Source organism: Nitrososphaera sp. (assembly GCF_037447015.1).
GTDB lineage: Archaea > Thermoproteota > Nitrososphaeria > Nitrososphaerales > Nitrososphaeraceae > Nitrososphaera.
The window spans coordinates 1-13927 of the sequence record NZ_JBBIHK010000047.1 but is presented as its reverse complement, the minus strand read 5'-3'; the positions used below and the strand labels follow the sequence as shown (position 1 = coordinate 13927).

Sequence of the window (13927 nt, the reverse complement as noted above, 5' to 3'; positions counted from 1 at the left end):
GATTGCCACTGCACCGAGGGTCATGCTGCCTGAGGGATTTGCCAAAGTTTAGATATGAACTCGGCCATTCAAGCCACTCGACCCATGCCCAGACCTCGGCATCATTATCACTGAAGATCGACGTCATGTTAACGGGTTCAGCGTTATCACCATCTTCTATGTCCCTCGTAGCCTTGGCAGTACCAAATTCGCCAATCTGGACCATCCACCATTGCGGCACAGAGGCAATTTCGATGTTTGTAAGACTATCTGTTGAACTTACAGTCTGTCCTGAAACTGAAGTCTCTAAAGAATATCTCTCGCCAGCATTTACAAGCTGGACCTTCTCTGAAGCCAGATCCACTACAATTGCAGAGCCTTCGAGCATTACTACGGTAGTTACCATAGAGTTACTATGTTCTTGAACGTCGACTGTCAGTTCTGTGCCTTCTGGAATGATCAAGGCGTTTGGCGTTGCCAATGCCCTGAACAGCTTGTCCCAAGCAAGCTCTGCTACTTGCTTTTCAGTCTCGGCCATCAATCTGTCAGCAGCTTCTCCTGTCGCAGTCTGGTGATGTAGGTGCAGTTCGCCATCAGAAACGTAAACGATTGAATGCTCGCCGCAGAGGTCGGCACTGTTGCTATCAATAGGGGCGAAAAGACAAGAATACACTGCGGAGTCAGATACTGAGACCTCAAATACAAGTTCTTTCAGCTCCTCCAAAACGCTAGGCTGCTTGTATTTCTGAAAATAGTTGGCAATCCACTCTGGGGTTTCCGGGGCCTTCGCCTTTTCGTCCAAGACTTTTGCAAAGTGATCCACATGATCATACTCGCTTGCTGCAGTGTTGCTTCCAACATTGATTGTTGTTGTAGAAATAGCATCATTGGTCCTTTCTATACCTGCGACAACAAATGTGGCAAGGCCATCGCTCCCTGTCGTGATCTTAACATTTTGATTGCCTGCATCTGTCTCTTCTTGCGTAATTTCTACCGGGCCAACGCGCTTGATTAATTTGAGATCTGCCGCTCGGGATTCGCCGACAACCAATACGACTTTAGCAGCTTCTATTGCATGGCATTCTTCTCCTGTGTCCGGATCTATCACCCATGCATCAATGGTAAGTGAGTAATCCCCTTCCTCTGCACCGTCTACAGTGACATCCATAATGACATTAATCGGACTTGATTGCATGTTTGCAGGGTTGAAGGCAAAGCTGGGACTGAGAGAGTCATCGCCGCCTTGTACGTCGAAATTGACCCTGACGGGTGTTGTTCCTTCCCACGCAACATCGAACCGATAGCTGGCAGTATCAGTTGGGCCGGCAAGATTGCGCGGGTCAGAGGAAGGCGGCATGGTTGGAGTAATGGTGAGCTGAGGACATGCGACGATTACATCACTTCCAGTAATCACAAACTCGTCTGTTCCACTGGTGTCACCGCTCCCGGCGTCTTGGAATGCGTCATTGTCTACCCGAGCGCCCTCCTTTAATTCGATGTACAAGACTTCCCAGTTATAGAATGGCCATATCACAAATACTTGGGTCCCTTGATCGTTGAATACAGGATATGTACTGGGTGTGACTTCTTCTAAACGTAGTCGGGCTTCTCCTGTGTCATAATCAACAATTTCTCCCCTTATTTTGAAAGTGACATTGTCAGCTCTTCCGTTGAGGTGGCCGCCACCTCTTTCAAATACCTCCCAACCTGTACCTTCTCCGCTGATAGAGCCGTCTTTTGCGACTACAAATGTCAGATCTGCGCTATGTTTGAAATTTCCATAAGCACCTGAATCTCCTGTAAAATCTCCGTCTATTCTTCCTGTCCACTCTCCTACAAACGATGCAGCGGCGGCAGGAACAAACGTTGCAATCTGCACGATAAGGACAAGGCATAAAGCTAACGTAAGAAGAGCACGCAGTGCTCTCAATCTACTGTAGAAATATTCTAGAAGTTAATAAGTATTAACAATCATTAGGAATTATTTAAAAAATTAACGCCAATTGCCCTTTATTGGAGAATCCGGTACATTGAAAACTGGTGCTGCTGAAAATTCTTGATGATACGCGGGCCCAGAGTGATTCCCACCTATTTCGGTATTGAACCCGCCAGAATACGGAGATAAGCGGAACAGCATCCTTTTGATCCTTGCAGCTTCGGTAGCACTAATTTAGTAGTATCAGCAGAGCAGAGTCATGCCAGACTCCTCTGGAAAGCCTCCACCAGATCTCTTGCAGTCACGATACCCGCTATCCTGCCCCCTGACACGAGTGGAAGCCTCTTGATGTTGCTTGCAAGCATCTGTTTTGCAGCCGTTCCGGCGCCCAGCCTGAGCCTTGCCGTCTGGATTGGCCGGCTGCAGTAACTTCCCACCTTATCCTCAAGGTCCACGTTTTGCGCCAATACCCTGCTCATCAGATCCCTTTCAGTAAAAATGCCAAATGGCTGCCCGTCTTTTTCGATCAGGACGCTCCCGATGCGCCTCTTGTACATCATCTTGACTGCGGCAAGTATGGTGTTTGTCGGACCTAGCGTGAACACCCTGTGTCTGACTATACCGGCAAGCGGCGGATTTCTGCCTGTTTCAGCAAAGGCCCTCATGATGTCGGACGCGGTGACTATGCCTGCAAGCCTGTCTCTGTCGGCAGCATGCCCTTTTTCAAAGACAAGCAGCCTCGTCTTTTTTACAATCATGGTCTTTGCAGCTTCGATGATTGTAGTGGCAGGCTGGAGCCGGGCAAATTTATGCAGCAGTGCCCTGCCGACAGGCATGCCTGGCAGTGCTTTGGAAAGGGCAAGGTAATACAGTATTGCCCGCTCTGTCAGGATTCCAAGCGGATCCCCATTTTCCCCGACCACCACAAGGTTCCCGATCTTTTTGGCTGCCATGACCATCGTGGCGTCAGAAAAGGGAACGTCATGCCGCGTTGTGATGACAGGCGAGCTCATGAACGCGCCGACGGTTAGCTGCTGGAGAGACACGAGATTGTGTCTGCGTATGCAGGCATTAATGTAGAGAGTATGCAGTGCATTGCAGAGTATGCTTTAAGGAAAATGTCTGCCATCACCACTAACTACTGCTTCATACAATGCCGCTTTCGATGCTGGGCAGGACAGGGGGCGGGGGGAGGATGCCGATCATGCTCTTCAAAGAGGGCACATCGGAAACATAGGGACGCAACGCACGGGAGAACAATATCGAGGCTGCAAAGGTGGTTGCAACCATGCTCAAGTCCGTGCTCGGTCCCCGCGGCGTGGACAAGATGCCCGTCGATACTCTGGGCGACGTTACTATCACAAACGACGGCGCGACCATTTTGAAGAACAGGGACATCCAGCACCCTGTGGCAAAGATGCTTGTGGAGGTGGCCAAGGCCGTTGACGATAAAGCCGGCGACGGCACATTTCAAGAAAGTGCTTTGCATGGCAGAGCATACCTCTATGATTAATCCGGGAGCGTGTAAAACATGCACGCAATATGATTTCTGTGCGCCTTGCAGGGCGTGGCGGCCAGGGCATCAAGTCGGCCGCACACATCGTAGGCTCGGCAGCATTCATTGGCGGGCATTACGTCCAGGACCAGCCACTATACGGCGCAGAAAGGCGCGGGGCGCCGATTACTGCTTTCATAAGGATTTCAAACTCGCCAATACTTGAGCGCGGGCCGGTGGTAAAGCCCACCGTGGTTGTGATTGCGGACGATTCGCTCCTTGCAGACGAGTCGTTTGACGTCCTCGAAGGCATATCGTCAAAAGAAACTGCTGCTGTCCTTGTCAACACCGCCAAGGATGAAAAACATCTCGTCTCGTCGTACGGGATAAACAGCAAGACTGTCATAGCCGCAGACCTGTCCAGAGTAGCGGAGGAGATTCTGGAAAGGCCAATAGTCGGCGTCGCGGTGGCCTGCGCAGCAGGACGCCTGCTTGGCCAAGACCTTGAGGACCTTGAGCAGGCTCTAGTACAGGAACTTGAAAACATCAGGGTTATGGGCGAAAGCCGGGCGCGCAATCTGGAGCTTGCCAGAAGGGTGTACTGGTCGTTTGAGCCTGTGGAAAACCTCGAGGCTGCTGCTGGCGGGGCTGGCGATAATAATAGTGATGATGAAGAAGAAGAAAGAAAAAGAGCGCAGACCTTCATAGAATTAAGGCAGCACGGGCCTGAAACGTCTGCCTGCAGCATTGTTTCGCCGGCAAACACGAGAGAAAGGAGGGTTGGGACGTGGAGTCGCTTCAAGCCCGTGATAAATTATGAAGATTGCACCAAATGCAGGATATGCTTTGTATACTGCCCGGACAGCGCCATCCTGATTGGAAAGGACGACTTTCCTGTAGTGGACTATGATGCGTGCAAGGGCTGCAACATCTGTCTTACCGAATGCCCTGTTGACGCCATATCACTCGTGAAAAGGGAGAAGGCCGTGGAATCTCTATGAAGCAGCTCTTGACAGGAAACGCCGCAGTCGCAACAGGCGTCAGGCTTGCGCGTGCAGAATACATACCGTCGTACCCGATAACGCCGCAGACAGAGATAATAGAGCTGCTAGCAAGGTGGATAAACGAGGGGTCGATGGATGCCAAGCTGGTCCAGATGGAATCAGAGCATTCCATGATAGCGGCCGCCGGCGCTGCCTCGCTTGCAGGCGTGCGGGCCTTTACCGCGACTTCCAGCCAGGGCCTCCTGTATGGCTTTGAGATGCTGTATGCTGTCGCCGGCTGGCGGACGCCGCTTGTACTTGCAAACGTGTCAAGGGGGGTGGGCTCTCCTCTGACGCTAGAGCCAGACCACAATGACGTGTTATCGGCACGCGACAGCGGGTTTTTGCAGATACATGCAGAGACTTGCCAGGAAGCGCTGGATTCAGTCGTAATGGCGTACAGGATCGCCGAAGACGGCCGGGTCCGCCTCCCCGCCATAGTGAACATGGACGGCTTTTACCTTTCCTACACGCGCGAGGTGGTGCAGGTGCCAGACCCGGAAACGGTGGCAGGCTTTCTGCCAGACTACAGGCCCGCAACGGGCTACATGGGTGCCCACAACCCCGCGTCCCTCGGAGTGGTCGTCCTGGATGGGAGGGCTTACTCGTACTTCAAGTACCAGATGCACCTTGCCGCGCTCAACGCGCAGGCCGTCCACGACCGGGTTGCGAGGGACTTTGAGAAGGCGTTTGGGAGGGCATACCGCGCGGTAGAAGGCTTTATGCTGGACGACGCCGACTATGTCCTGGTAATCACCAATTCTTTTACCACAATTGCAAGGGCCGCCATCATGGAGATGCGCAAGGAAGGCAAGAAAGTCGGGCTGCTGCGCATAAGGCTCGTGAGGCCGTTTCCGCGGCGGCAGGTTGCAGAGATGCTTGCCGGGAGAAAGGGCGTGGCAGTTTTCGACCAGAACCTGTCTGTGGGCAGCGGAGGGATACTGTATCCCGAGGTGGTGGCAGCCCTTTACCACAGAGGAGACGACCGCCCCAAAAAGATCGTGTCTTTCATAGGCGGCCTGGGAGGCAAGCGCATGGGGCTGGCAGAGTTCAGGCACATGTTTGGCATAACAGAGTCGATGGTGATAAAAGAAGACGGCGAGCCGCTGCAGAGCATCATGCTGTTCACAGATTCCGACTGGCAGACAGTCAGAGGCATGCTAAAGACGGCAGGAAAAGAGGTTGCAGAGTGAGGATGGGCGACCAGCACAAGACTCTCAGAGACCTCCCTGTGGAAGAAAACGTTGCCCCGGGCACCATGCTCTGCGCGGGCTGCGGAGGGGTGCTTCTGGTAAGGATATTTGAAAAGATTCTTGGTCCAAATACCATCACGCTCAATGCCGCCGGTTGCATGAGCATGCTTTCGGTCTTTCCGTACACCCCGTTCAAATCGTCCTGGCTGTATGTAGCCATGGCAAGCGCGCCGGCAGCTGCCCAGGGTGTGCGCGACGCGCTGGACATCATGATAAGAAAAGGGAGGATACGGCCAGAGGACGACCTGAAAGTGGTAGTCATAACCGGCGATGGCGCTGCAGCAGACATTGGCCTTCAGACGACCTCCGGGGCTTTGCACAGGAACCTCGACTTTTACTATCTCGTGTATGACAACGAAGGGTACTCCAACACAGGGTTCCAGGCTTCAGGCTCATCCCCGTTTGGGGCAGCCACAAAGACGACCCTGCCATCCAAACACGTGCCGGAGGGGAGCCTGCTGGAGAAAAAGGACCTGTTTGAGATATGGAGGGCGCACAGGCCGCCATATGTTGCCACCGTGTCGCCCGCATATATTGCCGACATGATGCGCAAGGTGGAAAGAGCCTCGCAGTTTGCCGGGCCCAAGCTCTTCATAGCGCACTCGCCATGCCCTCCGGGATGGGACATAGACTCTGGCGCGGTGATAAGGCTGGCCAAGATGGCAGTTGAGACCGGCGTGTGGCCGCTAAAGGAGGCAGTACACGGCCAGGTCACGCACTCGCTTGTAATGAAAAAGCGCAGGCCGGTTGAAGAATACCTGAAGATGCAGGGCCGGTTTGAGCACCTTTTTTCGCCTGCAAGGCAGGAAGATGTGTTGCAGAAAATTCAAGCCAAGGTTGACGGCTACTGGAAAAGCGTTACGGAACGTTCGCTCTGATATGTCAGGATAAGATGCCCTACCTAGCACAGGGCGCCCGCATTCAGCTCTGTGACCGTTCTCCTTTCTGTCCATATTTTGTTTGCCGCTGCTGCTGTTGTTGTTGTGGCCGCCGGCCCTGTCGTAATTCGGGTGTTCATCGACTCGTGATACAACGTGCCATTTACCTAGGTGTTGTGCCCGGTGTCTGCTTGCGCGGTTATGCCGCATCTAGCACTTACTTTTCAAATGCGTCGTGCAAGTGCAATGTAGTGCACTACATACACACACTACAAATATCATCGGAGAGTCTCACAAACTTGTGAGCATGCAAAATGTGTCTGTTGCAAGCATCATGACAAGAGACGTAAAAACGATAACAGACAACGAATCTCTGCAGCAATCGTGTAAAGTTATGAACGCCAACAAGATAGGGAGCGTCATAGTTGTGAGCAGCGATAGCGGAACACGAGTCCCGGTCGGGATAATAACTGAAAGGGACGTTATCAACCACATTGCGATGGACGTTTCTCGAGTCCACACCAGAGCAGGAGAGTTGATGAGCCGGCCGCTGGTCACCATACTGCCAACTACATCCCTGAGAGACGCACTGCGGATTATTGTTTCAAAAAATATCCGTCACCTGCCTGTGGTTGAAAGCGACGGAGGGGTACTGGTTGGCATGGTGACTGACAAAGACATCTACAGGGCGATTGTGAAAGACGAAGCCCTCATCGCCGGCCTCATGAGCGACGAGATGCTCATAGAGCATATCGGGAGACTTGAGCAGCCCTGGGTCTACAAATTAGGAGAGATCCTCCACAGGAGAATGGGCAGTAGTAGCAGCAGTAGCAGGGATGGAGATATTGGCCCGCAGAAAAACGCGTAAAGCAGGATATGCAAAAGATCCAAAAAAGGAATTTTTTTCACAAAGCGAAGAGGCAGGCTCGCAGGTTGTCCCTCAGAATGCCCGCGGCATCTCTCTTAACGAGCCGGTTCTGCTGGTGGCTTTTCTGGACGCGGGCCTGATCGGGCCCATGGCGCTAGACTATATCATACACCAGGTTTCAATGCACGAGGTGGCGTTTGTCAAGTCACATCATGTGGCACCTGCCACGGTGTTCATAGCAGGCCAGTTCAGGCACCCCTTCAGGATATATTCAAACAAAGAAGGTACGGTCTGCATAGCGGTATGCGAAGTACCGGTGTTGCCAAGCGGGGTACATTCAATTGCGGAAAGCGTATCAGGGTGGTGCATCCGGTCAAAGGTTCGGGAACTGGTTCTGGTTGCAGGGATCGCCAGAGATTATATCCCCGGCGTCACCGAAAAAGAATCGCCTGTCGCAAAGGTCTATCTGCTACAAAATCATGATGATGATGGTGATGGTGATGCAGGAAAAGAACGCAAGGCATTACAGGCTCCCCGATCTCTGCCCGGCGGAGGTTCCGGAGCGGAGGAAACCGCAGACATGGTGTCCATTAATGAGCGCATCAAGGCCAAGGTCCTCCGCCCGTCTATAGCAATCATCCCCGGTGTCGCAGGGAGTCTTCTTGCGTCCTGCGCTGTAAAGAAAATGAAATGCACAAGCGTGCTGGTTCCCCAGAATGAAACCGGCATAGATCCGGAAGGTGCGCTACTAATGATAGAATTACTGAACAAGCTGATTCCTACCCTCAATATCGATACCTCGGTGTTCAAACAGGAATCAGAGATGATGAAGAAACTCCAGGATCTGATGAAAGCACGCCTAAGTCAGCTAAAAGAATACGAGCGCATCGTCGGGAGAAGCGATATCGAGAGGATATACCGATGAGGAGGTGCAGACGTGTATATGTGTATATGTATATACATGCACGCGCCGGCAACTCGGTAGACTGATTTAGCCTTTTATCACTCCAAGCGGCACCAATCTGGCCACCTTCGTGGCTATTCCAAGCGCGTGCGAGACATCTGCAACCGAGTCGACATCCTTGTACGCGTCAGGCGTTTCTTCGGTGATGCCCTCCTTTGTCAGAGCCCTGACGTAGATTCCCCGTGACTCTAGGCTCCCCTTAACTTCATCTGAGGTGTGGCTTCTTTTTGCAGCCGACCTTGACATGGTCCTGCCGGCGCCGTGGGCGGTGGAGCCAAAGCTGAGGTCAAGCGAATTCCTGCCGCCAAGCAATATCCAGCTTGCTGTTCCCATCGAGCCAGGTATGAACACCGGCTGACCCAGGTGGCGGTACCTGACAGGCACCTGCTCCATGCCGGCCGGAAAGGCCCTCGTCGCACCCTTGCGGTGCACCACCACCTCTCTCGTGCCCTCGCCGTCGACTTTGTGGCGCTCAACCTTTGCAATGTTGTGCGCCACGTCGTAGACGAGATCCATATCCAGATCCTCCTCGCTCATGTCAAATACTTTTTCAAAGGTCTTCCTCGTCCAGTGGGTTATCATCTGCCTGTTGGCCCAGGCAAAGTTCAATGCAGAATTCATGGCCTTGCGGTAGTTTTCGCCCTCCTTCGAGTTGTTTGGCACGCAGGCAAGCTCGCGGTCTGGAAGGTGTATGTTGTACCTGTGCAAAGCGGCCTCGCAGACGCGCAGATAGTCGGTGCAGACCTGGTGGCCAAACCCGCGGGAGCCGCAATGTATGAGCACCGTTATCTGGCCCTTCTTCTCTATCCCGAGGGCTCTTGCCGCCTTTTCGTCAAATATTTTGTCAACCTTTTGCACTTCCAGGAAATGGTTGCCGGACCCAAGGCTCCCCAGCTGCGGCGCGCCCCTTTTCCGGGCCGCGTCAGACACGTTGCTTGGGTCGGCCCCGGCTATGGTGCCGTTCTCTTCGCATACTTCTGCGTCTTCGTAGACGCCGTAACCGCGCTCAAGCGCCCACCTGACACCTTCGACCAAAAGCTCGTCCAGCTGGGACCTAGACAGTTTGATCGTGCCTTCGCTCCCCACCCCGGAGGGTACCGAACGGAAGAGCTCGTCAACGAGATCCTTGAGTTTCGGCCTTACGTCGCCTTCCGCCAGGTTGCTCCTGATCAGCCTCACGCCACAGTTGATGTCGTATCCCACCCCGCCGGGGCTGATGACGCCCTCCTCGACATCGGTTGCCGCTACGCCGCCAACAGGAAAGCCGTACCCCTCGTGGCCGTCCGGAAGCACGACCACGTGTTTCATCACGCCGGGGAGGGTTGCAACGTTGGCTGCCTGGTCAATCGTCCTGTCGACCAGCATCTTTGAAATAAGAACGTCGTTAGCGTAGATGGTGACCGGCACCCGCATGCCAAGCGAGGCATTCTGCTCGATGCGGAACTCCCTGTCGCTCACCTTCTTTATCCGGTGCCTTCCGCTTCCCGTTACAAGCTCGGTCAATGCGATGATACTGAATTGTCGGGCGAAGTTATTAAGAGCACCCTGTTTGTTCTGGCTCCGGCTTTTTGTGGGCTGTAAAAACTCTTTTTCTCTCTCTGTCGGTCATCCGGAGGCAGCAAACCCTCGGTAGGCAAGCCAGCCAGATGCTTCTTTCCTCCTGTACTTGCTGTGATCCCGGATGAAACTACGGCTTTTCTGTCCTGTACCTGGCAGACTCGCGCTGCTTCCTCATTCGCCGGTGGCCAAACTTTTTCTTCAAGCTATCGCTCATCCCGTCAAACAGCTTTGCCAGATCCCATCCCGTTGCCGTGTATACGTGCCTCCTGTAAGGAGTGATTATGCTGACATCGACTTCATACCTCCGTCTTTCCCCTTCGATGTCCCGCAGCTTCATCCTGCAGCGTGCCTCTTCAATCTCTGGAGCCACTCTCCTCACGAACTTGACCAGACCGGAAAATTTGGATTTGGCAAGCTCTGCTTCAAAAGGGTCGTCCGGCAGCCCTATGATAAAGGCAGGTATCTCTTCCTCTATCTTTTCTCCAAGCAGGGCGACTATGTCCCTGTAGGTTATGATTCCCTGCACTTCTTCGCCGACCCTTACGACAGAGTATGTCGAATTTGCATCGATCATCGAGCCTGTCACCGAGCGAAGGGAATCGCCTGCGTCAGATGTCACTACCTCTCTGTCTGCAATCCCGCTTACCGGAAAATCCAGCCTCTTGTGCTCGTCGGCCACGCCGAGGATCTTTCTTCCAATCTTTTCTGACGGAAGCATCGCCCCTGCTATGTGCACGGACGTGACAATGCCTGCAAGCCTCCCTTCTTCGTCGACCACCGGGATGTGGTCAATCCTGTGCCTGATCATTATGCCCTTGGCGGTGGAGGCTTTGTCGGCCGGCCTCATCACGACAGGGCTTGGCGTCATGATGTTTGCGGCCTTTATTCCCTCTATTCCAGTTTCATGTATGGCCGCGACGATCTTTTTGGCGGTTATCTGGCCGGTCACGGCGTTGTTTTGCATGATGGGAAGCGCCCTTAACCTGTAGTAGCTCAGTATCCTTGCCGCGTAGCCGATATTGCTCTCGGGGGCGAGGCTGGGGATTATTTTCTCGCCAGTGACTGAGGGCTTTGCAGAGGCGATGTCGCGCACAGAAAGGATGTCCCTGATGTTTATGCAGGCAACCTTGTTGCCGCTGGCAAGAGGGATGAAAACGTCGTAGACGTTCTTTTCAAGCAAGAGCCCCAGGATCTTTGACACGGGGCTGCCTGCTTCGGCAACCACCGGCGGCTCGGCCAGCTCTCCGACCGGCCTGTTTCGAAATGCGCTTAGAGAATTGTACAGTTCTGGCGTCATCCCTTTTAGGACCATTGTGCTGGCTGCTGTTGCTGCAGCGTTTAACTTATCTGGTATGTCTCCTATGCCATGCACTGCATTCTAGGATCGAGGAGGTAAAAAGAATAATTGCCGCCACAGTATTTTTTCTCAGGATGGCGGCAGCAGCAGTAGTAGTAGTAACAGCAACCTCCGGAATGACGTTACGGCATCACATTGCCTGCACGGCACCGGCCAGGAAAACTGGAATGCGCCGGGCGATATGCACATACGCACGCACGCCATCTTCTCTCTGTCTGTACCAAAAGTTACTCATCCGGCCTTTGCATGGCTTTCAACCATAATCATGGTTACCGTTGACCTGACTTTTGGTATCCTTCTGATCTGCCACGTGATGATCTCGTTTAGCCCTTCTATCGTGTCTGATGTGACCTTTGCTACTATATCATGCATCCCGTAAACGGGATGAGCCTCTGCCACGCCGGGTATGTTTCTCAGCGCGTCCACCACGCCCTTTTCTGCCCCCAGCTCGCAGTTGATCAGCACGTATGCGTTCTGCACTGGTGTTTTTGTTGCTCTGGAATCGATATAAGCAATGCGGACGCACTGCATGGCAGAAAAAACCTCAAGTATATGTTGCGGTAATTCAACATCACCGAAAGAAAGATGGCTGCAAAGAAATCGGCCGAAAAGATCGAGGAAGTGGAGGAAAGGATAGCTGCAAAAATCAAAGAAGCTACGGATTCTGTGAAGATGCTGATACATTCAATCGCCACAACCACAGAGAAAAGGATTGCACTGGAAGACATAATCAACAACATATCGCGCGAAGCCGAGTCGATGCTCGACCAGGCAGATTACGTGTCAAAGGTCAACCAGAAAAAGCTCCTGCTTGCGTACAGGAGATTCCTGGAGCAGAACTTGGCAGCCGTCGACCACAGGATCAAAGAGCTGGAAGAATAAGGCAAGGCCGACCGGCATCCCCTCCCACCACAGTCAGTCAGTCAGTCAGTCGCAGAGACCCTCCCGCACAAGGAGCACGAGTTCTCTGACTGACAGGTTCTTTGCGGCCTCCCTCCGGGACGGCCAGGCAGGCAACCATACCCGGCCGCGAATAGTGGAGGTAAGGAAAGACTGGCCGATGATTATGCCGCAATGCACTGCATTCTTTCTGCTTAAATCCTTCTTTCTGGAATTGCATCATCAGTGTTGAGCCGGCAAGAACTGAGGGTTGGAAACTATATGACCTCCCCTGTCGTAACGGCAGGCGTTGACGAGGGTTTCTTGGATGCAACTTCCAAGATGGCCAGCAAAGGCATAGGGACGCTCGTAATAATGGACAGAAAGAACAAGGTGGCCGGCGTCCTCACCGAAAGGGAGATGCTGTACTATCTGGTGGTGAACGAGGGGATCCCGGACAAATCAATCGGGTATCTGGTGAACAAAAAGTTCAGCAAGGTGTCCCCTTACACAGACATCCGCGATGCCGCGAAGACGATGGTAACAAAAAACAACAGGCTGCTGGTATTTGATGAAGGCGAACTGACCGGCATAATAACCGCGTCGGACATGGTCAGGGCTTTTCTGCAAAGGCGCAGAAACCCGCCGCTGAAGGGGATAGCGAGGCAGAAGGTCTTTACGGTACATCCAGACAGCACCATCCTCGACGCCGTCAAGGCGATGCTCAAGAAAAGGATCGGCAGCGTAATAGTCACCGCCGGTGACGAAGACAGAAGAAAAAGCCCTTCCGGCATATTCACCGAAAGGGATCTGTTGGTCAAAGTCCTGGCCCAGAAGATAGACCTGCTTGAAAGGGTCGGCAGCTACTCCTCATATCCCCTGGTAACTGCAAAAACTGGAATCGGTGCAAAAGATGCCGCGCAAATAATGTCCTCGAACAAGATAAAGAGGCTGCCGCTTACAAAGAGGGGCAAGATAGTGGCGATGGTCACGGCAAGGGATCTAGTGTCGGCACTGCTCAAGTAAGCCTGCATAAAAAAAGAAGAAGAAGAAAAAGCGTCAGCCAGCAGGCGACCTGCCATTTGTTTTCTGGTTGCCGGCGCCAGGCTTCTGCAGGTTTCCATCATCCATCGTCCATCATTGCCTGGTTGCTTTGCCGCCCACTGCAAACGCACTTGATAAATATCATTGTCCGACACGGAAAAACAAGGAGCAGTCGATGGCTGAAATGAAAGCACAAGATGTAATGTCGGTTGACATTGTGGCGGCAACAGAAAACGCTACTGCGATAGAGGTTGCAACAAGGATGGTGCTTGGGATCTTTAACGGCATGCCGGTTCTTGACGAAGATGGCCGCCTGGCGGGCCAGATTACGACCATAGACATTCTCAAATTGGTACGAAAAGGGAGGAACCTGAGCACCACGTTGGCCAAGGAGATAATGAGCCCCGACCCTGTGACCGTGCACGAAGATGCAAGCGTGGAGGAGGTGATCGACCTGATGGACAAGTTTGGCGTAATGATGATCCCCGTGGTGGAGAAAAAGGACGGGGGCAGGCTGGTCGGCGTATGTTCCAGATACGACATCCTGAAGGAAATCCTGGACCAAAAGTTTGTCGCAATAGGCAGGACGAGAACTGCAACGACGACTATCGGCTAGACTTGACGCGCGCAACTGTGCAGGCCTCCCTGCTTCTTCAACCGGACATTTCCTG

The 13927-nt window shown here is 53.1% G+C and carries 14 protein-coding genes; 9 read left to right on the top strand and 5 right to left on the bottom strand.

Translation table 11 applies throughout. The features are described from left to right. A partial coding sequence (locus tag WKI84_RS11840) for a hypothetical protein (protein ID WP_337863767.1) occupies positions 1-1858 on the bottom strand: 1858 nt, incomplete at its 3' end. A gap of 314 nt (positions 1859-2172) precedes the next feature. Next, positions 2173-2961, bottom strand: coding sequence for a CBS domain-containing protein (locus WKI84_RS11835; protein ID WP_337863766.1), 789 nt, complete (start codon positions 2959-2961; stop codon positions 2173-2175). Between the two features lie 230 nt (positions 2962-3191). On the opposite strand from WKI84_RS11835, the gene WKI84_RS11830 reads away from it, so the two are divergent. From WKI84_RS11830 to WKI84_RS11805, 6 genes are all read left to right on the top strand, one after another. Beyond that, positions 3192-3428, top strand: coding sequence for a TCP-1/cpn60 chaperonin family protein (locus WKI84_RS11830; protein ID WP_337863765.1), 237 nt, complete (start codon positions 3192-3194; stop codon positions 3426-3428). 29 nt (positions 3429-3457) lie between these two features. Continuing rightward, complete coding sequence (locus WKI84_RS11825) at positions 3458-4411, top strand: 2-oxoacid:acceptor oxidoreductase family protein (RefSeq protein WP_337863764.1); 954 nt, start codon at positions 3458-3460, stop codon at positions 4409-4411. Continuing rightward, the gene (locus WKI84_RS11820; protein WP_337863763.1) at positions 4408-5646 is read left to right on the top strand and encodes a hypothetical protein; all 1239 of its coding nucleotides are present in this window, start codon (positions 4408-4410) and stop codon (positions 5644-5646) included. The genes WKI84_RS11825 and WKI84_RS11820 overlap by 4 nt, the downstream gene beginning before the upstream one ends. 2 nt (positions 5647-5648) lie before the next feature. Continuing rightward, positions 5649-6584 carry a thiamine pyrophosphate-dependent enzyme gene (locus WKI84_RS11815; protein ID WP_337863762.1) on the top strand — a complete coding sequence of 312 codons (936 nt, stop codon included), beginning with the start codon at positions 5649-5651 and terminating at the stop codon, positions 6582-6584. 334 nt (positions 6585-6918) lie between these two features. After that, a complete protein-coding gene (locus tag WKI84_RS11810) occupies positions 6919-7452 on the top strand; it encodes a CBS domain-containing protein (RefSeq protein ID WP_337863761.1) in 534 nt (177 codons plus the stop codon). Continuing rightward, the gene (locus WKI84_RS11805) at positions 7430-8377 is read left to right on the top strand and encodes a PAC2 family protein (RefSeq protein ID WP_337863760.1); all 948 of its coding nucleotides are present in this window, start codon (positions 7430-7432) and stop codon (positions 8375-8377) included. The genes WKI84_RS11810 and WKI84_RS11805 overlap by 23 nt, the downstream gene beginning before the upstream one ends. 66 nt (positions 8378-8443) lie before the next feature. On the opposite strand, the gene WKI84_RS11800 is transcribed toward WKI84_RS11805, so the two are convergent. The 3 genes from WKI84_RS11800 to WKI84_RS11790 form a co-directional block, all read right to left on the bottom strand. Then, positions 8444-9919, bottom strand: a complete 1476-nt coding sequence (locus WKI84_RS11800; RefSeq protein ID WP_337863759.1) for an RtcB family protein — start codon at positions 9917-9919, stop codon at positions 8444-8446. Positions 9920-10103: 184 nt separating this feature from the next. Beyond that, positions 10104-11288 (bottom strand): CBS domain-containing protein, encoded by a 1185-nt coding sequence (locus WKI84_RS11795; protein WP_337863758.1) that lies wholly within the window; start codon positions 11286-11288, stop codon positions 10104-10106. Positions 11289-11564: 276 nt separating this feature from the next. Continuing rightward, positions 11565-11813, bottom strand: coding sequence for an Lrp/AsnC ligand binding domain-containing protein (locus WKI84_RS11790; RefSeq protein WP_337863757.1), 249 nt, complete (start codon positions 11811-11813; stop codon positions 11565-11567). A 105-nt stretch (positions 11814-11918) separates the two neighbouring features. On the opposite strand from WKI84_RS11790, the gene WKI84_RS11785 reads away from it, so the two are divergent. The 3 genes from WKI84_RS11785 to WKI84_RS11775 all read left to right on the top strand — a co-directional run bounded on the left by WKI84_RS11785 (position 11919) and on the right by WKI84_RS11775 (position 13872). Further along, positions 11919-12215 (top strand): hypothetical protein, encoded by a 297-nt coding sequence (locus tag WKI84_RS11785; RefSeq protein WP_337863756.1) that lies wholly within the window; start codon positions 11919-11921, stop codon positions 12213-12215. A 279-nt stretch (positions 12216-12494) separates the two neighbouring features. Beyond that, positions 12495-13238, top strand: coding sequence for a CBS domain-containing protein (locus tag WKI84_RS11780; protein ID WP_337863755.1), 744 nt, complete (start codon positions 12495-12497; stop codon positions 13236-13238). 202 nt (positions 13239-13440) lie between these two features. Then, positions 13441-13872, top strand: a complete 432-nt coding sequence (locus WKI84_RS11775) for a CBS domain-containing protein (protein ID WP_337863754.1) — start codon at positions 13441-13443, stop codon at positions 13870-13872. Positions 13873-13927 lie beyond the last annotated feature (55 nt).

Bases quoted from the DNA above. Each gene is read 5' to 3' on its own strand.
- WKI84_RS11795 (WP_337863758.1), bottom strand. From the start codon at position 11,288: ATGGTCCTAAAAGGGATGACGCCAGAACTGTACAATTCTCTAAGCGCA.
- WKI84_RS11825 (WP_337863764.1), top strand. From the start codon at position 3,458: ATGATTTCTGTGCGCCTTGCAGGGCGTGGCGGCCAGGGCATCAAGTCG.
- WKI84_RS11785 (WP_337863756.1), top strand. From the start codon at position 11,919: ATGGCTGCAAAGAAATCGGCCGAAAAGATCGAGGAAGTGGAGGAAAGG.
- WKI84_RS11775 (WP_337863754.1), top strand. From the start codon at position 13,441: ATGAAAGCACAAGATGTAATGTCGGTTGACATTGTGGCGGCAACAGAA.
- WKI84_RS11810 (WP_337863761.1), top strand. From the start codon at position 6,919: ATGACAAGAGACGTAAAAACGATAACAGACAACGAATCTCTGCAGCAA.
- WKI84_RS11820 (WP_337863763.1), top strand. From the start codon at position 4,408: ATGAAGCAGCTCTTGACAGGAAACGCCGCAGTCGCAACAGGCGTCAGG.
- WKI84_RS11815 (WP_337863762.1), top strand. From the start codon at position 5,649: ATGGGCGACCAGCACAAGACTCTCAGAGACCTCCCTGTGGAAGAAAAC.
- WKI84_RS11780 (WP_337863755.1), top strand. From the start codon at position 12,495: ATGACCTCCCCTGTCGTAACGGCAGGCGTTGACGAGGGTTTCTTGGAT.